Origin of the sequence: Marinomonas sp., assembly GCF_965225885.1 — a bacterium.
Taxonomy (GTDB): Bacteria; Pseudomonadota; Gammaproteobacteria; order Pseudomonadales; family Marinomonadaceae; genus Marinomonas.
The window spans coordinates 1,116,791-1,139,781 of the sequence record NZ_OZ245329.1 but is presented as its reverse complement, the minus strand read 5'-3'; the positions used below and the strand labels follow the sequence as shown (position 1 = coordinate 1,139,781).

Here is a 22,991-nt window from a genome sequence, read left to right as displayed (position 1 = left end):
GGCCCGTGATGCATCAACATCACGGGCAAGATAAGGGAATTAAAATGAAAAATTACACGACCACTTTATCAAGGAAGATCCTTAAAAGTGGTGATTAAACCTAAGCACAAAGCGGTTGCCTTCTGCCCGATTTACAGCGTCCTGCTCAAAATACAGATTGGCGACGAGGGAATCCTCTTTGCCAAGCTGATAAACAAGCCCCGGCCCTACAGCCCAGACTTTCTCCTTCCGCCCTTTGACACTTTTGCCATCTACTTTCGTGTCAGTAATCTGATCCAACCAATAGCCATTTAACCCAAGACTTAACGTATCTGTCACCGCATAAGCACTGGCAAAATTGATATGGATAGCTTGCCCAGCTTGACTATCGCTAGTCGCATTAAGCGCTGTGGACGGCTTATCATTTTTGCCATTCCACAAATACGCAATACGAGTGGAAGCCGTCCAGCGAGGTGAAAGCCAGTATGTCAGTGCATAATACGGATTAATATTAAACGCATTACTCCCCGGATTGATTCCCGCGCTGGCATCGTAATCCCCCGTCGGTAACGTAATATCCAACTCGATTCGCTGAGAATAACGCGGCCCGTTTTCCCCCATCACAGGGTCAAACTGCAAAAAAGCGCCTAAGGAAATATCGCCCAAGCCCGTATTGCCTTTCAGCGCATTATTATTCATACCATCATCAACATCGGCTTTCGCCATGAATGGAGCCAACACCGTATAACCGGGTGTCATGTTGTCGATTTTCTTATCAGAGACATAGATTAATTGCGTAAGAGGAACGAAAACGTCTAAGTCTTGTTTGGGCAGCGACAATGGCTTGCCATCACTGCCATTTAACGTGCTCGTTTTAATTGATTGTAAATACTCTATCAGATACCAACCCGACCCTTGAGGCCCCGGCGCACCATCATAAAAACTGGTTCCACCTAAATTCACACCGGGTAAATCATAGGCCATTGCCGAGATAGGAAGAGTCAGTAAGGCACACGAAAAAACTCGCTTGAATGCTGTCATGATAAACACCTTTTTATTTTTATTTTTCGTTTTTTAGACGAGCATCTCCACTGACACAGCAAACGCTGCGCCGTAGATATGCCCAAGACATTGATTTAGATAAAATTAAAGATAAGTTGAAGCTAATCCGCCATCGACAGGAATATTAACGCCGCACACCCAACGAGAAGCATCGGAACAAAGAAAGGCGATCACTTCTGCCACTTCATCCGAATAAGCAGGACGCAACATACGCTCGGCGTCATTTTGTACTCGCTCTTCTCCTAGCATAGAGACGAAATCACCCAAGATAGGCGTAAAGACAGGGCCGGGCGCCACGCAATTCATACGCACACCATGATCACGGAACCAGGTGAAAGCCTGCTGCGTTGACCAAACAATAAGCGCCTCTTTGAAGTACTGATAACAAGTTTCTTGTGGAACAGGATTGTTCTTCAACCAAGTAACGCCTTCTTCAAAATAAGACGTATCGGCCAAAGCTTTATGTTTTTCCAAACGATCCGGCCATTCCATGCCCAACACAGAAGCCACATTAACAATGCTGGCACCTTGGTTGAATCTAGGAAGCAAGGCTTCACTTAAATGGCGCAACCCTAAATAATTGACTCGACCAACCAGCTCCGCCTCTGCCGTGCCGGGCACTCCAGCAATATTACATAAGGCATCAATTTTTTCTGGCAAGGCATCAAGTGCCGCATCAATCGCCGTAGGATTACCTAAATCTATTTGTACAAAGCCATCTAGTGTCATACTGGGTTCATTACGATCTACTCCAATAACACGCGCACCATGGAAGCGAGCTAATCGAGCAACATCGGCACCAATACCGGAAGACACACCAGTAATCACAATGGTTTTATTCGCTAATGTCATCTTGTTTCTCCTTATTTTTTTTATGAAACGTTAGGCAAAGCAGAGAGACGCCACTTTACCAATCAGCTACAAGGAGAATTGCATGGAGTATGCCCAAATAGAAAAACGGCCATGATTTTATTTCATGTAGTCTTCAAGGCATTGATATCTATATAAATTTCTTATCAAGCAATAAATAAGTGGATGAACACTCTAGAGCCGTTCATCCCAATTCATTTAATCAAATAGTTAAATCAAAAAAACAGATAGGAAGAAAAATTGATTATTTAAAGAAGTGATCAATAGGAACAATTGCGCCAGCAATCAGTCTCGATGCAATTTCAGTTTCTGCCGAATTCGACTCAACGCCACTGGCGTGATCCCGATATAAGACGCAATTTGTTGCTGTGGAATCACATCTTTTAACTCAGGATAAGCGGCACAAAAATCCAAATAGCGTCGTTCAGCGGAATGTTTTACAAAGGCATTTTCACGCTCTTCTTTAGTAATAAAAATACGTTCAAGGAATTTAGCATAGCACTCTAAAAAACCAGTTTCGAGGCGCATTTGGTCATAAAAAGCTTGCCAGGGATAAGACGAAATCAAGCAATTCTCCAAGGCCTGAATACCGAACAAAACTCGTGTTTCAGTCACCATCGCCTTGGTTGAGCCAATGATTCTTGGGCTTTTCGCAAAGGTTTGCGTGAACTCTTTCCCCTCATCGCAAACACTCACATAACGCACCAAACCCGAGTGTAAAAAATACAAACGATTCGCAAAATCCCCCTGCTGAAACAGGTAATCGCCTTTTCGAATCACATGGACATCCATTGGCACCGTCAATCTTTGCCAATCAATGTCGTAGCCTAACTCGTTAAAATAAGACCTGAAGCTATTTTGCAGTTGAATTCGATCCATGGGCGATTTTCACCTTGCTTACATTGCCATCAATAAGAAACAGCGCGACGCCTAAAAATACAATGCCAGAAGCAAAAGGCCAATCTACCAAGCTTAATAAACGCGACTGAGACAAGGCCGTAAATAACGCTACCCACACCGGAATGGTATAAGATATCGCAAGCAAGCGACTCGCGCCCACCGTCATCACCAAACGCTGCTGTAATACAAAGGTAAATAAAGTAGTAAACACCGTCAGATACAACACATTCACCCAAAAGCCTTGCGACGCCCATTGCACCTGATCCAGCTCGCCCCAAATCAACGCGATCGGCAGTAGCCAAAGCGAACCAAATAACATAATCATAAAAGCCCCAGACAATGCACCTAATGAACGCCCCCACTTTTGAACTGACACCACATGCAAAGCCAATAAGAAACATGCCCCAACAAAAATATAATCACCGGAATGCCACTGAAATCCGTTGTTGCTTTGTACAAAAGTGCCTTGCGTAGAAAAGCCTTGTGTAGAAAACAACACTGTCATCGCGCCGATAGAACCCAGCACAAAGCCAATGACTCGCCATAACGGCGCGACTTCCTTGAGCCAAACTCTGGCAATCATTACCCCAATTAAGGGAACCAAGGTATATAAAACAGAGGTATTCAGCGGCGTTGTCGACTGCAAGGCGACAAACAATCCGATGAAAAACCCCACTAGAGCGCCGCTTATCACCACATAATGAAAAAGCCGCTGCCGAGAAGCGAACAAGGCCTTAAACTGCTCGGTTTTATTCAACTTAGAACGATGCCAACTGAACAATAAGGCAGGCAACATAATTAACATCGCCAATAAAAAACGAAACGCCGAGGTCGCCACTGGACTGGCGTATTCCACCATATGACCCGATACGATAAAAGAAGACGCCATCAACCAAGCCCACAGCAACAAGGTAAAAAATGAACTCATGACGTTACCCCAACTTTATCTTCGGCCAAAATAGGCGCCACAAAGCGGATAAAAAGATGCTCAACCACAGCAGGCTCAAGGGCAATATCAAACTCAGAGTTCAAAATATGTCCGAGTGACTCAGGGCTTTCAATCCACTGCTTTTGCTCACCGTGACGGTCTCTTGTAATAAGCTCAGCATTCACCAAAGCAACCGTCTGGTCTTGCTTCTTCAAGGTCACCATTAGGTTCTTAAGAAACACCGCATTGGAGTTTTTATGAGAATAAAAATGCCCTAACTCACAATCTGCATCCGTGTAAGCGGCGTTATCAAAACGATAAAGAGTGAAATAGTCATCGCCCTTCACCACCTGCAAATCATATTCCCCCTCGCCTTTAGCGAGTAATCGATAACGATCCAAACCAGCCACTTGTTGTGAGTTTATATCTAATCGCAGCGGCGCAATCGGCCCATTGCCGCCAAAGCCGGTATCCACCAAATAGATCACGCCTTCAAAGGTCAACAAAGTTACCCGATGGGTTCTGCCCGCTTCGCGCTCGACATTATTATTCAGCACTCTTGCCAACTTAAGCTGCACGTCGTAACCCAAGGCTTTTAACAGTTCAAACGTCAGCTTGTTATGTTCAAAGCAATAACCACCCAAACCACGAGTCACTATTTTCTGGCTGATCTCTTCAACATCCAAAGAAATATCTTCACCCAAAACAACAGCCAAGCTATTGAAGCTAAATTCAGCCACATGCCTTTCTTGCAGCGCTTTAACAAACTCGATACTTAACGCTTGTGGGATATTTAATCCAAGACCAGAAACATAATTCTGTAAACTGGGTGACAACGACATACAGTGCTCCTTTAATACTCAACCGATACGGAATACAAACAAGACTACAGCAGTGAAAAAGAGAAGGAATTAACTTAGGTTAAGGATATAACCCGAAGTAGGTATATAGATGGCACATGACATCATTTAGTATGGGCCACTTTTACCGTGTCAGGTTGAATCAACCAATATTTGCCCGCCTATTGTTTCTATGTGGAGTGGAGCCAGAAAGACGCCATAACTAGAACGAGGTATAAAATGATCATTCGATCCCATCGCACAGCTCTGTTTATGCTGATTTTTGTCGCTTTTGTGTGGGGCTCAGAATTCACGCTAATCGATTTAGCAATGGAGATCATTCCGGTCAATACTTTTAATGCACTGCGTTTTATACTCGCAGGCATCACCCTAATTCCTTTATTCATCCTCTCATCTGAAAGCATTCCAAAAGTATTGATACGCCCGTTGCTCTTCAAAGGCTCGATTCTTGGGCTGTTATTGTTTATCGCTTTTTATACGCAAACTGAAGGACTCAAACTCACCACAGTCTCGAATGCGGGATTTATAACAGGTCTCGCTTCGCCCTTGGTGCCTGTTCTCGGTTTGTTGCTGTTTAGAACGAAGGTCAGTCGCTCAGTTTGTCTTGGTGTTGTCTTCGCTACAGTGGGTTTGTACTTACTTACGGTTGGAGACAAGCTGGCCTTTAATAAAGGCGACTCTCTGGTACTCATTTGCGCGTTCGCATTTGCCGTTCACATGCTATTAACAGGACGGTTTGTCAGTGCCTTACCTGTCATCCCGCTAACCATAGTGCAATTATTCGCGGTAGGGATTTACAGTGCTATCAGTGCTTTTATCTCATCGGAACCTGCTTTTTACCTTGCAGGAAATACACCGCTTAGCTGGCAGGAAAGCTTGCTGTCACCACTTGTTTTATCTGCCATTCTGATTGCTGGCATCCTTGGCACAGCCTACGCTTACTGGGCACAATCTGCTTGCCAGAAAATATTACCAGACTACAAAGTTGCGCTTATTTTCACACTGGAACCCATTTTCGCCTGCCTCACTGCAGCGCTATTCCTCAATGAAACACTGGGCATTATTGGCTTAATGGGTGCCGCCTGCATATTGCTAGGCATGCTCATCGCAGAGACAGGCAACAAATTTTTATTTCGTAGCACGTAAATTAAGTGGGCATAAATTATATAGAAATGGCTTTCTCGAACCATTCTACATCCCAGTATTGGCCAAATTTTCGGCCAACTTCTAGGTAGACTCCGACGGATTCAAAGCCGAATTTTTCATGGATAATTTGTGAGGCTTCATTGGGTAAGGTAATGCCAGCGTAGGCGCGATGCACGTCTTCTGTTTCCAATTGCTCAAACAGCTCAAGGTACAAGGCCGTTCCCAACCCTCGACCTTTGGTGTTTGGTTTTAGGTAAATACTGACTTCCACCGACGTTTCATAAGCGCGTTTGGGCTTGAATTGCCCACTGCAAGCGTAGCCGAGAATCTCACCATCTTGTTCTGCCACCAGTAAACGATGCCGACCTGTTAGTGCAAATTGCGAGAACCAAACCGCTCGGCCTTCTAGCGTGTACGGCTCTATATCAAAGGTCGTCGCCGTGTTCACTATGTAGTGATTATAAAGATCGGTTAATGCGGGTAAATCATCAATGACAGCAGGACGAATTTGAACGCTCATTTTTATCTCCCAATGGCAATTATCTAAGGCTGAAGCGATGTTCTGTTTTTACCACGCTTCACATTGCTGTAATAGACAATTTGCGACGGCACAGCGTTTACTCCATCAGTTCTGGCCATTGAGTTGACCAGCAACAATGATGATCAAAACCTGCCACTGTTTTTATTGGCGGTTTCTTTCCATCAGAAAAACGAGATTGATAAGACTCCGCGACAAATAATGGCACCGAACTATCATTTCCGCCCACAAGATGAAGCTGTGGAATATTCACTAATTTTTCCCAATAGTCGGCAGGATTAAGCGAGCCCATCAAAGGCGAAACATTCAGTTGCTGAGTCCATTTTTGAGGATCTAAATTCCCGGCCACAGTAACGAGTCGAACCACATCATCACGCCTTGCAGCCACCAAAGCCGCCACCGCACCGCCGCCAGAATAGCCCACTAAAACGAGCTGATTTGCGTGCATTTTTGCTTTTAACAGTGATACAGCTTCATCCATTGACGCCACAACTTCAGGAGCAAAACGTTCAACCGTCCAATACTTTCTAGAACAATTATTGTCTTCAACATACTGACAAGGACGACCTAAATATACGACATTGCCTTGATCTTTCATCGCGAGCGTCAAGGCCAATGGGTTAATCGGAGTTGGGTTAGAAGAAGGCTTAGTACGACTAATCCACGCCAAGCCATCACCTTCGATATAAATCGTTAATGGATCATTTGATACGCTTTTTTCTGCATTAGGAGAATAACTGCGAATGGAAAAATACTCAGTGTGTAATGTCTGTTTTTTCCAACCCGCCTGCTCCGCCATTGCGTCAGCATTTTCCACTCGGCTCTCAACGGAAAATCGCGCACAACCTTGCAGCAAGAATGCCATCACCACAAGCACACCAAAAGACCACTCTTTCATACCATTCCTCCTCAAGAAAAAATCTCTTCAACCAAAAATCTTTTCAGTAAAAGCCCCTTTAAACAAAAAAGCCCCACATCATCACGATGCGAGGCTTTTATCATAGACCCTTAGCGTTTAAAGACTAGACTCTAGATTAAAACACCCAAGTAAATTTCGCGGTTGCCGTTTGGCTTAGGAAGTCAGTACGCCCTTCTAGGTCATAACGAACCGTGATGTCAGTGGCGTCATCCAAGGCGTAGTTCACACCAACACCCGCACTGACCACCCAAGGCGACAGTTTCAAACCTTCTGTCGTAAAGAACGCACCGCCGCCGGTGTAAGACGCGGTCAATGTTGAGGTTTCATTCATCACGTCATAACCCACTCCGGCACTGGCTGCCCAGGACAAGCTGTCATTAATACGTTGATCCAAGCCCCCATTCAGCGAGATCAAAAACGCTTCTGCTGTGTTGCTGCGCACGTTTAAGTTCAGGGCATCTGCACCCGTTTCTTTGTAGCTTTCGTCTTTGATGTAAGAGTAATCGGCACGCACACTGGGCGTGAGTTTTGTATCGCCATTGATCGCAAAGGTACGACCCAAGCCAGCACTCAAATTCCCCGTGTAACTGGTGTAGTCAGATTTCGCCGTGGTGCTCATGAAGTTGATATTTCTTGTGCCAGCAGTTTGGTTAACACCAGCACCCGCCTGCCAAGTCACGTCTAGGTTATGAAAACTTTCACCTAAATTACGTTGGCCATAGAACATCACTTGATAAGCATCGATGTCCGCGTTGTTGGTCGAGTTCGTGCCTTTGCCATCGGCTTTGGTGTTCATGTAAGACAAGGCAAAACCAACCGATGTCGTGTCGTTGATGTCACCATCCATACCACCAATAATGCCGTAGGTCTCGGCGTCGTAACCACTCACGCCACCACGAGCGTCTTGTTTCGCCCAACTGCCCACAGGTTTGACCCAGGCGTGTCCGTCTGAAATAAACCCATCACCAGAAGAGGTACCCGTTTCTACAGAACGACCCGCAGAGGAAACATTGGCCGTGCTAGACTGACGCGCCGCCACCACATTGCCATTGGCTTGCATCACCCCAGAAGACACTTTTGAAGAAGAACCAGACAATAATGGCAAGGTTTGCGCCACTGCCTCGCTTAGCTCGGCATTAGCATTAGAACCCGCTTTTATCTGACCCAGTCTCGCCACTACTTTGTCCATACCCGTGCCCGTTGTACCACCTAGAACAAATTTATCCAAGACAGAGGCCGCACCAAGACTAGAAGTGAAGTTTTGGTTTTGTACAGATTTCAGTAAAGTGACTTTATTATCAGAAGAGGCAGACTTACCTTTACTAGAATCATCTTTACTAGAATCATCCGTACCTTGTACAACGGTTAAATTAACATTGTTACCATCAACAACGGCCGAAAAATCAAACAATGCCGAGTTATCTTTTACGACAAAACCCTCAGATTCCAACTTACCGGCTTCAACGACTTTCGTCATGCTGCCCGCCGCTAACGTGTTGGCCTTCGTAACATCCACATTGATTTTGGAATTTTTTGCAAACGTCGCCGTTTTGGTCACTTTTAACTTACCGAAGCTGTTTAGGCTGCTGGCGCCTATTTTCAGAGTACCGCCGGTCTGATTGTAATCACCGCCTAACGCCAGAGTACCGCCATCAGCAATGGATAACGTCCCCCCCTTAACATTGGTCTTTCCTGTGTAACCAGATAAATTCCCCGTGAATCGAGTGGTGCCATTTACAATGTTGATATTGCTTTTGTCACTCGCTCCGCCAGTAATTGTGGGAGTAAACTCATAGTCCGTATTCGTGTGATTAAACACCAAAGTACCCGTTCCACTGCCAAACTTGATACCCTTCTCAGCAGCCAAAGTACCAGCAGCCGTTGCCGTTTGGCCTTCTGCCGCACCAATATTAACGCTCCCTTCAGAGCCACCAAAACGTCCTCCGATAGCAACAACGTCATTAGAAGTCACCTTTGCCCCGTCAGAAATTGTCAAGGCGCCTTTCCCCCCACTCCCAATATGCATATCGTTTGTTGCTGTTAAAGAAGAACCTCTTCCCGTTACGGTAACAGTACCTTCAGAGTCGCTCTCAAGTCCGATCTTATAGCTTCGAGCCTCCACTCTTGCCCCGGCAGAAATCGTCAAGGTGCCTTTGCCATGATTCCCAACATATATTAGCCCTGATTTTAAAGAAGAGCCACTTCCCGTTACGATAACAGAACCTTCAGAACCGTCAGAACGTGCAATATATAAAAAATCAGTAGCAGATGCCGTTGCCGTTGCCCCATCAGAAATCGTCAAGGTACCTTTGCCATTGTCCCCAACACGCATTTCTTCTGTTGATGTTAAAGAAGAACCACTTCCTTTTACGATAACAGTAGCCTCAGAATCACGGTTATTTCCGATATTGAAAGCACTAGAAGTCACCTTTGCCCCATCTGCAATCGTCAAGGTGCCTTTGCCTGTGTGCCCAACATTTATATTGGTTGTTGATTTTAGAGAAGAGTTAGCTCCCGTTACGGTAACAGTACCTACAGAATTTTCATTTGCTCCGATGAATAATATGTTCCCAGAAGTCACCTTTGCCCCAGCTGCAATCGTCAAGGTGCCTTCACCTGAGGACCCAACAAATATATTGTTTTTTTGATTCTAAAGAAGCGTCGCTTCCCATTACCTTAACGCTACCATTATTGCCACTATTCTCTCCAAGCGTTAAAGACCCACTACTAGCTTGAGTACTGCCTGTTACATTCGCTGTGCCGATATTAACCTTAACATTATCATCTATTTTTGGTTCATAAAGCTCAGGAAGCTCATCATTTACTATCCACTTATTATCAGTCCAAGCGGCATCACCTCCACTCCAAGTGATATCAGCAGCCAATGCGTTTGAAAGGGGCATTAACCCAATACCAGCAATAAGCAAACTTCCCAATACGCTCGGCTTTAGTTTAGGTATTTTGTTTGAGGATTGGGTTTTATGTTTACCCTTCGCTGCTTCACTAGCGACAACCCATAAGCCAAGTGTGGTATTCCAAACAAGACGAAATGAACGATTCATTGATTTTTTAACTCCAAAGCATTAAGTACAAAAATGGACCAACAGCGCGATAAAACCCACCACTCGGTCAGAAATGCGTCAAGGATACTGCTTTGAAGAGGCCCGAAACTGACGAAAGCTGATAAAAAGCCAGGTAAAAGTGCAAAAAAGAAGGATAATATACCTCTCTGTGCACTTGGCATTGGTACAGTTAAATAAGGTTCGTTTTGAACCAATCGATGGAGACACACACTTTGAAAAAAGCGCCGCTTGTGATCACTCAGAATTGAGCATGACAAATGACAAGTTTTCTAGACCGATGAGATCAAAAACCTTTATCATGTTATAAAGTCAGCTGCGTCGATAAAGCGTTAATTTTATAGTGGTTATAATTCTGAAATGGATGAAAGCTGATAAACCCCTTTTTTAATCCGCGAATAAGGCCCATGCTGACTGTTTTTCGATTGTTACTCACATACTGCATGCTAATGGGCTCGCTTAATGGGTATTCCCAGAATATCGAAATTGGTAAAGAAACCCACTCATTGCAGATACGGCACAACGTTGAATATTTACGTGACAAAACGGGCAAGTTATCGCTGGACAATGTACAAGACCCAAACCAAGCCTTCGTATCTGTTTCTTTGCCATTTTCAGCGGGATTTTCTAATGATATACATTGGTTTAGGTTTACCTTACAGCGCGACGAAGAGACGACTGAAAATTGGCTGCTAAGCGTTAGACCTTCTTATTTAGACAGTGTAAAACTGTTCACAAAAACACCGGATGGGGATTACATTGAAGATGAAGTCGGTGACTTAGTGCCGGCGAGCCAACGGGCAGCACTGTCTTTATTTACGCCCTTTTCAATACCCATCACCCTTAGCAATACAGAGCCGCATACGTTTTATCTACGCTTACAAACAGGCAGTTCAACCTCTTTAAACCTCACTTTAGACACGCCCTAAGCTCTCGCTTCGGCAAGCATAAAAGAAAATTTTATTGCCGGCATAGCCATTGGTGGGTGGGTCGTTCTGTGTTTGTATGCTTTTGCCATGACTCGGCTAAAAAAGGAAAAAGCCTATGTGCTAAGTACGTTATATATCGGTGGCTGCATTTTACACCGACTGGCCATTAGTGGTGGTGCTGCTCAATATATGTTCCCTGATTGGCCTTTGCTAGTAGATAGCATCGCCCCCTCTAGTATTTGTCTCATGTTTATTGGGCTTATTTTGTTCTTTAAGGACTTTTTTAAAACCAAACAATATTTTCGACGTTTAAACCGACTCATTAACCTAGCGTTAGGCGTAACGTTAATAACGCTTATGAGTCAATTCTTTGATAAATATTCATTGTTTGCACCCTACATGTTCCAGCTAATTTATTTGCTGTCTCCCATCCTGACTTACATCTGCTGGAGGGGAATAAAAACCGGCATAGCGGGTAGTTATGATTTGCTTTTTGGGTATTTACTATTTTTTATCTTAAATATTGCCAGTGTCTTGTCTGCCACTGGCAATATTCCTACTTACCCCATTCTAATTGACATGCCTGAAATCGCATCATTTGTATTTATCATTTTGATTTATAGAGCTTTATATATTCATCATAAAGCTAGTGAAGAAAAAAGAAGAAAATCAGAAAAAGACGTTGTCGTTGCTCTGTCTCTTGCTGCTGCAGAAAAAAAACAACGTATTGATCAATCAAATTTTATGAATCTTGTCACTCACGAACTAAAAACACCTCTTGCCGTGATGGACAGTGCCATTCAAACTTTATCGCTTGAAAAGGTAAACATTCCCCCTGTTGTGGTAGAACGTCATACGCGCCTCAAACACTCTATTTCAGAGCTCAATAATTTGATCAATACTGTTTTACAAGCTGAATATGCCGAGAAGCAGTCTCCCACACGGCCTATTATTATGAACATTGCTGATGGGATTGAAGGGGTGCTCAGGCAACTGTCATTTGAAAAAACACTGTTTGATATTAAGGTGCCACAGAATTTAACACTTGAATTTTCTCCAACTCATTTAGACTTAATACTAAGCAACCTTATGACGAATGCGATCAAGTATAAAACACCCGGTTCGCGCATCTTAGTTAAAGCGAAGTACGCTACTAAGGACAATATATCTGGTGTACAAATTTCTCTAAGCAATGAATACAAATCAAATATAAAGCCAGATACATGTCTCTGGTTTAAAAAATATTTTCGCCAACTAGAGGTACCAAATATTCAAGGTTTTGGCTTAGGTTTATATCTCGTTAAAGCCATTGTCGAGATGCACTCAGGACAGATTGAATGTCAGGTACGCGGTAACGAACCAATATGGAACATTACCTTTACCGTATGGATCCCACCCACTCAGACTCACTAGGAATGACGAAGCATGGCTCGGATTTATTTTGTTGAAGACAACGAATATTTATTAAGTGATGGCCTTCTATGGCTAAAGAGCGAAGGATATGATGCAAAAGGGGTAAGCTCTGCCGAGGAATTTTATGCGTTAATGAGTGAACAAAAACCGGATCTGGTTTTATTGGATTGGAATTTACCTGAAGAAGATGGTTTATCAATTGCGAATAAACTAAAAAACACACCAGAAACACATGATATTTTGATCATTTTTGTCACCTCTCGAAATACGATAAATGACAAACTATCTGGTCTTGATAGAGCAGATGCCTACCTCACTAAGCCTTTCGATTATCGCGAATTACTTGCAATGATTCGCGCCTTATTAAGACGAACTGCCATACACCGAAGTCAACTTGGAAATCCCGTCTTGGCGTACGTTCCATCACAGAAGAATATTAGAATGCCCAATGGAGAAGAGATAGATATTACTGAAAAGGAAAACATCATTTTACAGGTTCTCCTTAGTAACCCAAATGACATTGTATCCCATAAGCTAATTGCTGAAGCCCTAAACGAGCCTATGAGTTTTTACGAAAAGAATCGCACTGAAGCACTCGTTTCTCGCTTGCGCAATAAATTGAAAACAGGCGAAGACAACCCAATCCGCAGCTTTCGTAACAAGGGTTATCAATTAATGATTAAGATAGAAAGCATTGAAGAATAGTATTTCTATTTCTATCGCGATGGCTTTGCTCTCAGTCTCAGCCCCGCCACTCTAGTGTTTGCGAAGGCTGTTCACCAAACAATTGCTTGTAGTCTTTTGAAAACTGGCTCAGGTGCCAAAATCCCCATTGCGCGGCGATATCGCTGACGGCTTGTCCATGTTGGGCTTGAACTAGTGAACGACGAACGCCGTTTAGTCGGCTGATACGCAGGTATTGAATCGGGCTGACGCCGAGAATGCTTTCAAAGCTGTATTGCAAGGTACGCCGACTGACGTTGGTGACTTCACACAATTGCGTCACGGTCACCGGCTCATCAAGGTGATTGTGTAAGAACTGACGCACACAATCGACAACTTTTTTACGATGGTAATAGCTTTGCGTTTTGGCAGGCTGTGGAGTTTCCACTTTAAGCACTTCCAACAACGCCATCATGACAATGTCTTGCTGCAAGCGTGGCGGTGTTGTTTTGTTTTGCACCGAGAGCAAACGCGCGAGTACAAAGCGCACGTCCTCAAGCGTTTTATCTGGCACGCCAAGGCGACCATATTCGGTGAGCTCTTTCCAATTCAAGTCGACGCCATGAATCGTCGCCATTTTGATTAATGTCGACCGATCCACCACTAATCCATATAAATCATAATCTTGCGGTGTCGATAACTGAAAATCGCAATCGCCCGGTCGGCACATAATGTTGGTTGGATTAATAGTTAAACCGTTGATACGGCTTTCTTCTTGATCGGCCAGAGGAATCCCCAGCCAAACGGAATCTGGCCAAACGACGCATTTTTGCTGCAAGGCCTGACTGGTGTGCTCACAAAAAACCTGCAAGCCATCAAACGGCAGCTCGACAATACGGCCGTAAAAACTTCCACGGCTGATTTGATCATACTCTTGTTGCCAGTTGGTCAAATTACTCGCATGCAAATCGGCATCGTGAGCTTCCGACAATCTAACTTTCGATATGCGAGGGGAAAAGCCCTCTTTTGGTGCATTTTTGAGGTTTAACGACATCTCTTCATCCCGCTATATATCGATTTTTCTTAAATTTTCATTTAATAAAAAAATAACCCATTGAAATATATAGACATTCATACTTTTGCCATTATTCGATAACGTCGGTTTATGGATTTCCGTAATGTTAACTAACGTCATATATGTTCAAGCCATGCAAAATTGACACCTTTTTCTAGTTTGCTTTCTTGAACCAACAGCCTCTCAGTAAAGCGCGAGAAACGGTTATGAGTACAACACATTCGACTTTTCAGTTTAAGAACACAGTAGGCGAACGCACCTTCGGCTTTGTCGATCTTGCCGATTTAATGGCGAAAGCCACACCAGCCCGTTCGGGTGATCGCTTAGCGGGCGTTGCGGCCGAAAGTGCCGAAGAACGCGCCATCGCACAAATGACGCTTGCCGATGTTCCACTGAGCCTTTTCCTAGAACAAGCCCTCGTTCCCTATGAAGAAGATGAAATTACCCGACTAATATTAGACGATCATGACAAAAACGCTTTTTCTGCCATTTCTCATCTGACCGTGGGGGGCTTTCGTGATTGGTTGTTAAGCGACCTTGCCACCAGCGATATTCTTATTCAAATTCGCCCCGGTGTGACGCCAGAAATGGCGGCGGCGGTCAGTAAAATTATGCGCAATCAGGATTTGATCTTGGTCGCGAAAAAGTGCCATGTCAAAACCGCGTTTCGTAACACCATTGGCTTACCAGGACACTTGTCGACCCGCTTACAACCCAATCACCCAACCGATGATTTAACCGGCATCGCGGCCAGCATGTTAGACGGCCTGCTTTATGCTTGTGGTGATGCTGTTATTGGCATCAACCCTGCTACCGACAACGTGCAGCAAGCCACACGCTTGATCAAGATGATGGACGAAGTCATCCAGCATTATGAAATCCCGACTCAATCCTGCGTTCTCACTCATGTCACCAATACCATTGAATGCATTGAACAAGGTGCGCCAGTAGATTTGGTTTTTCAATCTATCGGCGGCACTCAAGCGACAAACGACAGCTTTGGTTTTAATCTCGCCAATCTGGCGGAAGCTCAAGATGCGGCCTTGTCGTTGAATCGCGGCACGGTTGGCAACAACGTCATGTATTTCGAAACAGGCCAAGGCAGTGCTTTATCAGCCAATGCCAATCATGGTTTGGATCAGCAAACCTGCGAAGCTCGCGCTTATGCGGTGGCACGTAAATTCAATCCATTGTTGGTTAACACAGTGGTTGGTTTTATCGGCCCAGAATATTTATACGATGGCAAAGAAATCACCCGAGCGGGTCTGGAAGATCACTTCTGCGGTAAGTTACTTGGTTTACCTATGGGTTGTGACGTGTGTTACACCAATCACGCCGAAGCTGATCAAAATGACATGGATAATTTACTGACACTTTTAGGTGTCTCTGGCTGCACTTTTGTTATGGGCATCCCCGGCTCCGACGACATCATGCTGAACTACCAGACAACATCTTTTCATGATGCTTTATACGCTCGTCGAGTACTGGGCTTAAAACCTGCGCCGGAGTTTGATGCTTGGCTCGCGAAGATGGAAATCTTCAAAAACAACGAGCAATTCATCCTCAACCACCAGCTACCCGATGCGTTCCATAAGTCACTCAATCGTATGATTGGAGGTCGCTCATGAGCCAAGACATCCCTAAATCCGACAGACCTAAACCTAATAAGTCTTTCCCGACCCATCCACATGCGTCTGTTGTCACTAAAAAAGAAGAAGCAGTCACCGAGAACGCATGGAGCAAACTCAATGCCTTTACCGATGCGCGAGTGGGTTTGGGCCGTTCTGGTATCAGCGTCCCAACCAAACATTTATTAGCCTTTCAGCTTGCCCATGCTCAGGCCATCGATGCGGTTCACACGCAGCTCGATAGCAACGCCTTGTCAAAGGCACTCATGGAGCAGGACTGGGCGAAAGATTGGACGAAAAACTGTGCCCCCCTAATGTTGCACAGTCGCGCGACGGACCGCGCCACCTATTTACAGCGACCAGATTATGGCCGCAGGTTAGATGAAGAATCTGCCGACAAACTAGACGAGCATCGAGCTTCCACATCACAAAGTTATGACCTTGCGATTGTCGTGGTAGATGGTTTGTCTTCTCTGGCAGTTGAACAAAATACTTTACCGTTTTTACAAGCACTTTCTAGCCATATCAACGGCTGGAACCTCGCACCTATTTGTTTTGTCGAGCAAGGCCGCGTGGCGATTGGCGACGATGTTTGCCAACGTTTAAACGCTAAATGCGTTTTGGTATTAGTCGGTGAACGCCCGGGGTTGAGCTCGCCCGATAGCTTAGGTTTGTATCTCACTTGGGGTGGCAAAGTCGGCTTGACCGATGCCTATCGCAACTGCATTTCCAACGTTCGCCCGGCTGGCTTGGTTTACCAAGAAGCGGCACGCAAAGCCTTTTATTTATTGAACGAAGCACGAACCCTGAAACTGTCTGGGGTAAAACTCAAAGACAGATCAGACGATGACTTAATCATGGACACATCTAAGGAGTCGAAGAACTTCTTCATCTCTTAAGGAAAAGTAATACATAAGCCCATCGGGCAAAAAATGACAATCAAACCAATTAATTAGAGCACAAAAGGAACAACAATGAGTGATCAAATGAGTAAGGAGTATCTGGCGAAACGCCAGCTGAAAAGAGGCTCCGCTGGCTGGGTTCTGCTAGCCGGTTTGGGCGTGTCTTATGTTATATCTGGTGATTTCGCAGGCTGGAACTTTGGTATTGCCGAAGCGGGCTGGGGTGGCTTTGCTATTGCGGCCGCGCTGATGGCGGTCATGTATTTCACGCTGGTTTTATCCTTGGCAGAAATGTCTTCGGCGATTCCTGCATCTGGCGGCGGCTATAGTTTTGCTCGCCAAGCAATGGGACCAACGGGCGGTTATTTAACCGGCTTAGCGGTATTAATTGAGTACGCTTTGGCACCGGCAGCCATTGTGATATTTATCGGTTCTGCGGTAGAAGCTCTGTTGGGCTTTAATGGACCTTGGGTCTATGCCGCGTTTTATATTATTTTCATCGGCATTCATTTGGCTGGTGCCGGTGAAGCGCTAAAAGTAATGATGGTCATCAGCGCCTTGGCGGTCATTGCCATTTTAGCCACCGCTTTCGCGCTAATTGGCGATTTTGATAGCAGCCGTTTGTTTGATATTGCGGTGACAGATGCCGCTGGCGCGTCTGAATTTATGCCGATGGGTTGGTATGGCGTTTGGGCCGCATTGCCGTTTGGAATGTGGTTGTTCTTGGCGGTGGAAGGTGTTCCTCTAGCGGCGGAAGAAGCAAAAGACCCAGCTAAGGATGTGCCTAAAGGCATCATCGCGGCGATGATCTTCCTCTTATTCACCGCGGTATTGATGGTTTTCATATTGGCTGGTGTCACGGGCGCAGAGGTCATGGGGAAAAGTGCTGTGCCACTTGTAGACGCATTGAATGTGGCGGGTCATGGCTCTTTGGCGACAGCGGTTAACGTATTAGGCTTGGCAGGATTAATCGCCTCTTTCTTCTCCATTATTTACGGTTACAGTCGCTTGGTGTTTGCCTTGTCTCGTGCGGGCTATTTACCAAAAGGTCTGTCTATTACCAGTAAGCGCAAAGTACCAACCTTGGCATTGATTGTTCCCGGTGTTTTGGGCTTCTTTGCTTCTCTAACAGGGGAAGGCGACCTGATGCTAACCATGGCAGTAGTGGGCGCAACCGTGTCTTATGCGTTAATGTCGCTAAGTCACATTATGCTTCGTATTAAGCAACCAGAGATGAATCGTCCATACAAAACACCGGGCGGCATCTTCACATCATCTATTGCTTTTGTGTTGTCGCTACTCGCTATGACTGGTGTTTATGCTTACGACCCTCGCGCCTTTTTCTATACCTTGGTCTTGTTTGTAATTGGCGCAGCTTATTACTTCTTGTACAGCAAAAACCGCCTTGTGGCGAAAACGCCTGAAGAAGAATTCGACATGCTGGCCGCTGCAGAAGCAGACCTTGCTACCTCGGCGTAATTCAATACCAGGAGCTGAGCTCTAAACACAAGAAACCTAAAAGCAACAGCCCTGCATTGAAAAATGCGGGGCTTTTTTTATTGAAAGCAAGTTCATGATCATTGACATAATGCCTACCGTCCCCCTATCCAAGATAACTTCTTCTACCTCAAAACAGGTGTGAATACACAGCAACTATCGCTGCAGACGTCATTATCTTTTCAATGTGATTATCAATACATGAAAACCTAACCAAAAGAACAGAAATTAATAAAATTAAAAAAATAAACTCTAAAAAAGCCTTAAAGATATATTTATTATCAAATTGTGATAATTTGTTGTAATTAATATTAATTTTTACTATTTTCTTAATGTGCTTTGCATATGTATAAAAAAAACAACAGTGTCACAAAGGGAAATAACGTATGAATATGTCATTTAAGAAAAGTAAGTTAAGTGTTTGCATCTATGCAGCCTTAGTTGGTACACCGCTACTAGGTCATGCTTATTCAATAGTTGATAACGAAACTAGTCATTTAACTTTTAGTGGAGAGGCTGCTGCTGGCATCTTCCACAGTCAAGAAAGATATGACAGTAGCGACGGCTCACCTTCTTGGCAGGAGGGCTATATAAAATACGGCCTATCAGGTGATAAAAAGCTAGCTAACGGTGAGCTATTTGGTTCTGTTAGCGCGCTTTCAGGCGGTACCTGGGGCGATGGCGATGCGGGTGGCGCCACAACAAGCGATGAAAGAAAAACAGACATTGAAGATTTGTTTGTAGGCTATCGGGCAGATCAGTTTGAGGTGTCGATTGGCCGCCAACCATTCAAAGTCGGAGATGGTTTTATCCTCAACGGCGATGCTTTAAACCTAGGTAGTGCCTTAGATTCAGTTGCGACTGAAATAACCCCCAATCGAGGTGGCGGAATCTGGATCGCGCCACGCAAAGCATTTGGCAATACGGCCATTCTTCGCATAGGTGGCGATGAAGGCTGGCGCTCTGATGTTTATTGGTTGCAATCTGATAACGCCGGACAAGCCAGTACAGAAATGGCAGGGATCAATATTGAGAATATCAACCAATATGGTGTTGTTGGCTTTCTATACAACCAAGGTCTAAGCGTTGATAAGAAAGAATCAAGCTTCTTCGGGTTAGATAAGCGCGATGGTCAGAAAACCATGAGCTTACGCTATCAAGGCAATGCTGGCGTTGAGAATTTATTCCTATCATCTGAATATGTGAAGCAGACCCAAGGCGACAACTCTAAAGATGCCAATGCTTGGTATGCAGAAGCAGGTTGGACATTTGCTGATACGGCTTGGTCTCCAAGTGTGAACTATCGATTTACTCGTTATGAAAATGGCTATGACCCATTATTCTATGGTTTCAGTCGTGGTTACGGAACCTGGTTCCAAGGTGAAGTAGCGGCAAACTACGCAGGGACTTCAGGAAACAATATTGATTCAGATATTCACTCCATTAACATCAAGGCAAACCCTACTGAAATGCTAAGTGTTGGTGCCGTTTATGTTGATATATCAAACACTAAAAATGGTACAGGCAAAAATGATGCTAAAGAACTAGATATATGGGCTGAATGGGTAATAAACGACCACCTAATTGTATCTCCTTTAGTTGGTTTCTATACACCTAAGGCCAGCACGAGCAATCAAGGAAATAGTGATACAAACATGTACTCACAAATCATCGCTATCATGCCTTTCTAATCCCTTTCAAAAGAGGTTAAAGCGTTGAAAATCGGCGGCCTGCTCCCCTCAGGTCGCCGTTTTTTTTGCCAAAAATATTGTTCGCACAAAATATTTTTCAAAAAAAAAAGACGCCTTATTTTAAGCGCCTTTTCGTTTTGTCTTTTAATCCTGCACTTTACTTGGGAGTACGCAGTACCATCAGTTTCATTTCCGTCATGTCTTCTATTGCAAAGCGCACCCCTTCACGGCCCAAACCACTGTCTTTTACGCCACCATAGGGCATATGGTCAACACGCCACGAAGGCACATCGCCAATCACAACACCACCGACTTCTAGCACGTCCCATGCTTTATAGGCTTTATAGATGTCTTTAGTGAAAATACCCGCTTGTAGACCAAACACTGAGTTGTTTACCTCTTCTAACGCAGTGTCAAAATCACTGAAAGAAGATAAAACAGCGACAGGACCAAACACTTCCTGACAAGATACAGACATAGAAGGATCCACGTTTTCCATCAAGGTAGCGTCCAGCATGGCGCCATCTCGCTTACCGCCAGCTAACACCGTTGCGCCACCAGCGACGGCGTCTTCTATCCAAGTATGCAAACGTAAGGCTTCTTGTTCGCTGATCATCGGACCAATAAAGGTATTTTCATCCAATGGATCACCCGATACCAAGGCATTAACGGCTTTAGTAAGGCGCTGCTTAACATCGTCATAAAGCGACTCGTGCACGATAATGCGCTGCACACTGATACAACTTTGGCCCGATTGGTAATACGCACCAAACACAATACGCTGCACGGCATCATCAAGGTCTGTCCCTTCGTCGACGATACACGCCGCGTTACCACCCAGCTCAAGCACAACAGGTTTCTTACCCGCTTTGGCTTTTAAGGCCCAGCCGACATCTGGTGAGCCAGTGAAGCTTAGCAATTTCAAACGCTCATCCGTGGTGAATAAATCGGCACCATCACGATGACAAGGAAGAATCGAAAACGCGCCTTTTGGCAAGTCAGTTTCCGCTAGAATCTCACCAACAATCAACGCGCTCACTGGCGTCAAGCTGGCTGGTTTTAGAATAAAAGGACAACCAGCGGCAATGGCTGGGGCAATTTTATGGGCGGCTAAGTTCAGCGGAAAATTAAACGGTGAAATAAACGAGCATGGACCAATTGGAACGCGTTTCCACATGCCTTGATAATCTGCCGCACGAGCAGAAATGTCCATTGGCATCACTTCACCATAAATGCGCGTTGCTTCTTCTGCGGCAATTTGGAACGTATCAATGAGTCGCGTAACTTCACCGCGAGAATCTTTGATTGGCTTACCCGCTTCAATACAAAGCGCATAGGCCAGCTCTTCAAAGCGTTCTTTAAAACGTGTAATACAATGCTGCAAAATCGCTTGGCGTTGATACGCTGGCATGGCTTTCATCGCGGCTTTTGCCCCATCGGTGGCGGCAATGGCTGTATCAATATCAGCAGCACTGGCAATGGCCACCTTAGTCGCGACTTCATTGGTATATTTATTGTGAACCGACAAATCCGTGTTGGCATAAACGGCTTCATTAGCCAAATAAAATGGATAACTGGATTTAAGCATGGTCTCGATCTCTTTTTATATTATTGATGACAAGAAGGGAAAAACGCATGAAAACCATGCGTTCTATTACCATTATTTGGACGTCACGTTATTAAAAAGTCACATCATTAAGCTAGGTCTGGTGCATCTAAATCTAGGCCCATTTCTTTTAATACGGCACCCGCCGTTCGAAAAGCATCGATCGAGGCAGGCACACCGCAGTAAATCGCCACTTGCAATAAGACTTCGCGAATTTCTACAACAGTAACACCATTGTTCACGGCACCACGAACATGCAAGGCTAATTCATGAGGACGATTAAGCGCGGAGATCATCGCCAAATTAATCAGGCTGCGTTCACGCTTTTCTAATCCTTCTCGCTGCCAAACATCTCCCCAGCAATATTCTGTCACTAACTGCTGAAGCGGGCGGGTAAAATTAGTCACATTGTGAATAGAGTTATCCACATACTCACTGCCTAACACAGCTTTACGAGTGACAAGGCCTTTATCAAACTTATCTGCCATAACGTTACCTATAAGTTTCTTATGTGTTACTTATATATTTACTTACTATTATCTATAGCGAAGCTCTACCGTCTGACCGAGTAGGTGAAGACGATAAGTATGACCAGCAACCATATCAACAGGCTTGGTCAAAGAACCGCTCAAGAACTGCTGCCCTGCTTTCACTTCACCAAAAATGACCAATATATTGCGGATCATACGCATGACTGAACCAAGCGGCCCACCCAAGACATTCGTTAGAGAGCCTAGTTCACTTGTGTCGCCCATGTCTAACTGACATGAAAAATCAGACTCATCGAACGCCTTGCTATCAAATGACACCAGCTCACCAACCTGATAAAAACCCGCCGCCGCGTTATCTGCCACAAAATGATTGATGTCGAATTTCCATCCATGAAGGCGACAATCGGCTACCTCAATCGCCGGCGCCATCCATTCAATGGCAGCCAATATTTCTTCATCAGACACATCACTGCCTACTAAACTTTTGCCTAAAACAAACATAATTTCGGACTCAATTTTAGGCGCAATGGCCTGATCTTGAGTTAATTCACCCGTCAATATATTAGCTGCAAACAAAGGGGCATAAATCGGTTCTTGTAGTGAGAAACGGTCTAAAGCGGCCTGGCTAGAAAAGGCCACTTTCCAACCCGTTAGCCCGTTACCCTCTTGCTGATTCAAGGCCATGATGGCTTTTTGAACCTGATAACTAAATTCAAGGTTTTGTTCCGATAGCTCTTCCATCAGAGAGACAGCAACACATTCGCTACGTGCCCCCTTCAGTAGTTTGGCAAATTTGTCTTCTAACACCGCCATC

Annotated in this window: 21 protein-coding genes; 8 read left to right on the top strand and 13 right to left on the bottom strand. The window is 44.7% G+C overall.

Features of this window, described 5'->3' with window-relative positions; all coding sequences use genetic code 11:
* Positions 1–81 precede the first annotated feature (81 nt).
* The 5 genes from ACO05V_RS05195 to ACO05V_RS05175 form a co-directional block, all read right to left on the bottom strand.
* Positions 82–1,020 (bottom strand): SphA family protein, encoded by a 939-nt coding sequence (locus tag ACO05V_RS05195; RefSeq protein ID WP_421848199.1) that lies wholly within the window; start codon positions 1,018–1,020, stop codon positions 82–84.
* A 105-nt stretch (positions 1,021–1,125) separates the two neighbouring features.
* Positions 1,126–1,893 carry a coniferyl-alcohol dehydrogenase gene (locus tag ACO05V_RS05190; RefSeq protein WP_421848197.1) on the bottom strand — a complete coding sequence of 256 codons (768 nt, stop codon included), beginning with the start codon at positions 1,891–1,893 and terminating at the stop codon, positions 1,126–1,128.
* Positions 1,894–2,196: 303 nt separating this feature from the next.
* Positions 2,197–2,790, bottom strand: a complete 594-nt coding sequence (locus ACO05V_RS05185; RefSeq protein WP_421848195.1) for a Crp/Fnr family transcriptional regulator — start codon at positions 2,788–2,790, stop codon at positions 2,197–2,199.
* Positions 2,765–3,739 (bottom strand): DMT family transporter, encoded by a 975-nt coding sequence (locus ACO05V_RS05180; protein WP_421848193.1) that lies wholly within the window; start codon positions 3,737–3,739, stop codon positions 2,765–2,767. Before ACO05V_RS05180 ends, ACO05V_RS05185 begins: the two co-directional genes overlap by 26 nt.
* Complete coding sequence (locus ACO05V_RS05175; protein WP_421848191.1) at positions 3,736–4,581, bottom strand: arylamine N-acetyltransferase family protein; 846 nt, start codon at positions 4,579–4,581, stop codon at positions 3,736–3,738. Before ACO05V_RS05175 ends, ACO05V_RS05180 begins: the two co-directional genes overlap by 4 nt.
* 237 nt (positions 4,582–4,818) lie before the next feature.
* Here ACO05V_RS05175 and ACO05V_RS05170 point away from each other — a divergent pair, with 237 nt between their 5' ends.
* Positions 4,819–5,745, top strand: a complete 927-nt coding sequence (locus tag ACO05V_RS05170) for a DMT family transporter (protein WP_421848189.1) — start codon at positions 4,819–4,821, stop codon at positions 5,743–5,745.
* Between the two features lie 16 nt (positions 5,746–5,761).
* On the opposite strand, the gene ACO05V_RS05165 is transcribed toward ACO05V_RS05170, so the two are convergent.
* The 4 genes from ACO05V_RS05165 to ACO05V_RS05150 all read right to left on the bottom strand — a co-directional run bounded on the left by ACO05V_RS05165 (position 5,762) and on the right by ACO05V_RS05150 (position 10,264).
* On the bottom strand, positions 5,762–6,265 hold the full coding sequence (locus tag ACO05V_RS05165) for a GNAT family N-acetyltransferase (protein WP_421848187.1): 504 nt from the start codon (positions 6,263–6,265) through the stop codon (positions 5,762–5,764).
* A gap of 97 nt (positions 6,266–6,362) precedes the next feature.
* Entirely contained in the window at positions 6,363–7,181 is an 819-nt protein-coding gene (locus ACO05V_RS05160) for an alpha/beta hydrolase (protein ID WP_421848185.1), read from the bottom strand.
* Between the two features lie 136 nt (positions 7,182–7,317).
* Positions 7,318–9,807, bottom strand: a complete 2,490-nt coding sequence (locus ACO05V_RS05155) for an autotransporter domain-containing protein (protein ID WP_421848183.1) — start codon at positions 9,805–9,807, stop codon at positions 7,318–7,320.
* Positions 9,808–9,814: 7 nt separating this feature from the next.
* Positions 9,815–10,264: an ESPR domain-containing protein gene (locus ACO05V_RS05150; RefSeq protein WP_421848181.1), complete on the bottom strand. Its 450-nt coding sequence runs from the start codon at positions 10,262–10,264 to the stop codon at positions 9,815–9,817.
* A 425-nt stretch (positions 10,265–10,689) separates the two neighbouring features.
* On the opposite strand from ACO05V_RS05150, the gene ACO05V_RS05145 reads away from it, so the two are divergent.
* From ACO05V_RS05145 to ACO05V_RS05135, 3 genes are read left to right on the top strand one after another with little or no spacing between them, the layout of a single operon-like run.
* Positions 10,690–11,211 (top strand): 7TMR-DISMED2 domain-containing protein, encoded by a 522-nt coding sequence (locus ACO05V_RS05145; RefSeq protein ID WP_421848179.1) that lies wholly within the window; start codon positions 10,690–10,692, stop codon positions 11,209–11,211.
* Between the two features lie 18 nt (positions 11,212–11,229).
* Entirely contained in the window at positions 11,230–12,624 is a 1,395-nt protein-coding gene (locus tag ACO05V_RS05140; RefSeq protein ID WP_421856876.1) for a 7TM diverse intracellular signaling domain-containing protein, read from the top strand.
* 12 nt (positions 12,625–12,636) lie between these two features.
* Positions 12,637–13,329 carry a response regulator transcription factor gene (locus ACO05V_RS05135; protein WP_421848177.1) on the top strand — a complete coding sequence of 231 codons (693 nt, stop codon included), beginning with the start codon at positions 12,637–12,639 and terminating at the stop codon, positions 13,327–13,329.
* A 37-nt stretch (positions 13,330–13,366) separates the two neighbouring features.
* Here ACO05V_RS05135 and ACO05V_RS05130 read toward each other — a convergent pair whose 3' ends face one another.
* On the bottom strand, positions 13,367–14,341 hold the full coding sequence (locus ACO05V_RS05130; RefSeq protein ID WP_421848175.1) for a helix-turn-helix domain-containing protein: 975 nt from the start codon (positions 14,339–14,341) through the stop codon (positions 13,367–13,369).
* A 227-nt stretch (positions 14,342–14,568) separates the two neighbouring features.
* On the opposite strand from ACO05V_RS05130, the gene ACO05V_RS05125 reads away from it, so the two are divergent.
* The 4 genes from ACO05V_RS05125 to ACO05V_RS05110 all read left to right on the top strand — a co-directional run bounded on the left by ACO05V_RS05125 (position 14,569) and on the right by ACO05V_RS05110 (position 20,080).
* Positions 14,569–15,990 carry an ethanolamine ammonia-lyase subunit EutB gene (locus ACO05V_RS05125; protein WP_421848173.1) on the top strand — a complete coding sequence of 474 codons (1,422 nt, stop codon included), beginning with the start codon at positions 14,569–14,571 and terminating at the stop codon, positions 15,988–15,990.
* Positions 15,987–16,889: an ethanolamine ammonia-lyase subunit EutC gene (gene eutC, locus ACO05V_RS05120; protein WP_421848171.1), complete on the top strand. Its 903-nt coding sequence runs from the start codon at positions 15,987–15,989 to the stop codon at positions 16,887–16,889. The genes ACO05V_RS05125 and eutC overlap by 4 nt, the downstream gene beginning before the upstream one ends.
* 75 nt (positions 16,890–16,964) lie before the next feature.
* Positions 16,965–18,371, top strand: a complete 1,407-nt coding sequence (gene eat, locus ACO05V_RS05115) for an ethanolamine permease (RefSeq protein WP_421848169.1) — start codon at positions 16,965–16,967, stop codon at positions 18,369–18,371.
* A gap of 404 nt (positions 18,372–18,775) precedes the next feature.
* Positions 18,776–20,080, top strand: coding sequence for a hypothetical protein (locus tag ACO05V_RS05110; RefSeq protein ID WP_421848167.1), 1,305 nt, complete (start codon positions 18,776–18,778; stop codon positions 20,078–20,080).
* A gap of 157 nt (positions 20,081–20,237) precedes the next feature.
* On the opposite strand, the gene ACO05V_RS05105 is transcribed toward ACO05V_RS05110, so the two are convergent.
* The 3 genes from ACO05V_RS05105 to ACO05V_RS05095 all read right to left on the bottom strand — a co-directional run bounded on the left by ACO05V_RS05105 (position 20,238) and on the right by ACO05V_RS05095 (position 22,984).
* Complete coding sequence (locus ACO05V_RS05105) at positions 20,238–21,668, bottom strand: aldehyde dehydrogenase family protein (protein WP_421848165.1); 1,431 nt, start codon at positions 21,666–21,668, stop codon at positions 20,238–20,240.
* Between the two features lie 107 nt (positions 21,669–21,775).
* Positions 21,776–22,174, bottom strand: a complete 399-nt coding sequence (locus tag ACO05V_RS05100) for a carboxymuconolactone decarboxylase family protein (protein ID WP_421848163.1) — start codon at positions 22,172–22,174, stop codon at positions 21,776–21,778.
* Positions 22,175–22,222: 48 nt separating this feature from the next.
* The gene (locus ACO05V_RS05095) at positions 22,223–22,984 is read right to left on the bottom strand and encodes a 2-keto-4-pentenoate hydratase (protein ID WP_421848161.1); all 762 of its coding nucleotides are present in this window, start codon (positions 22,982–22,984) and stop codon (positions 22,223–22,225) included.
* Positions 22,985–22,991 lie beyond the last annotated feature (7 nt).

What these genes read in the sequence shown, in the direction of transcription:
- eutC (WP_421848171.1), top strand. Translation starts at nt 15,987, where the DNA reads ATGAGCCAAGACATCCCTAAATCCGACAGACCTAAACCTAATAAGTCT.
- ACO05V_RS05105 (WP_421848165.1), bottom strand. Translation starts at nt 21,668, where the DNA reads ATGCTTAAATCCAGTTATCCATTTTATTTGGCTAATGAAGCCGTTTAT.
- ACO05V_RS05130 (WP_421848175.1), bottom strand. Translation starts at nt 14,341, where the DNA reads ATGTCGTTAAACCTCAAAAATGCACCAAAAGAGGGCTTTTCCCCTCGC.
- ACO05V_RS05175 (WP_421848191.1), bottom strand. Translation starts at nt 4,581, where the DNA reads ATGTCGTTGTCACCCAGTTTACAGAATTATGTTTCTGGTCTTGGATTA.
- ACO05V_RS05180 (WP_421848193.1), bottom strand. Translation starts at nt 3,739, where the DNA reads ATGAGTTCATTTTTTACCTTGTTGCTGTGGGCTTGGTTGATGGCGTCT.
- ACO05V_RS05195 (WP_421848199.1), bottom strand. Translation starts at nt 1,020, where the DNA reads ATGACAGCATTCAAGCGAGTTTTTTCGTGTGCCTTACTGACTCTTCCT.
- ACO05V_RS05170 (WP_421848189.1), top strand. Translation starts at nt 4,819, where the DNA reads ATGATCATTCGATCCCATCGCACAGCTCTGTTTATGCTGATTTTTGTC.
- ACO05V_RS05150 (WP_421848181.1), bottom strand. Translation starts at nt 10,264, where the DNA reads ATGAATCGTTCATTTCGTCTTGTTTGGAATACCACACTTGGCTTATGG.
- ACO05V_RS05185 (WP_421848195.1), bottom strand. Translation starts at nt 2,790, where the DNA reads ATGGATCGAATTCAACTGCAAAATAGCTTCAGGTCTTATTTTAACGAG.
- ACO05V_RS05160 (WP_421848185.1), bottom strand. Translation starts at nt 7,181, where the DNA reads ATGAAAGAGTGGTCTTTTGGTGTGCTTGTGGTGATGGCATTCTTGCTG.
- ACO05V_RS05190 (WP_421848197.1), bottom strand. Translation starts at nt 1,893, where the DNA reads ATGACATTAGCGAATAAAACCATTGTGATTACTGGTGTGTCTTCCGGT.
- ACO05V_RS05100 (WP_421848163.1), bottom strand. Translation starts at nt 22,174, where the DNA reads ATGGCAGATAAGTTTGATAAAGGCCTTGTCACTCGTAAAGCTGTGTTA.
- ACO05V_RS05135 (WP_421848177.1), top strand. Translation starts at nt 12,637, where the DNA reads ATGGCTCGGATTTATTTTGTTGAAGACAACGAATATTTATTAAGTGAT.
- eat (WP_421848169.1), top strand. Translation starts at nt 16,965, where the DNA reads ATGAGTGATCAAATGAGTAAGGAGTATCTGGCGAAACGCCAGCTGAAA.
- ACO05V_RS05165 (WP_421848187.1), bottom strand. Translation starts at nt 6,265, where the DNA reads ATGAGCGTTCAAATTCGTCCTGCTGTCATTGATGATTTACCCGCATTA.
- ACO05V_RS05145 (WP_421848179.1), top strand. Translation starts at nt 10,690, where the DNA reads ATGCTGACTGTTTTTCGATTGTTACTCACATACTGCATGCTAATGGGC.
- ACO05V_RS05125 (WP_421848173.1), top strand. Translation starts at nt 14,569, where the DNA reads ATGAGTACAACACATTCGACTTTTCAGTTTAAGAACACAGTAGGCGAA.
- ACO05V_RS05110 (WP_421848167.1), top strand. Translation starts at nt 18,776, where the DNA reads ATGAATATGTCATTTAAGAAAAGTAAGTTAAGTGTTTGCATCTATGCA.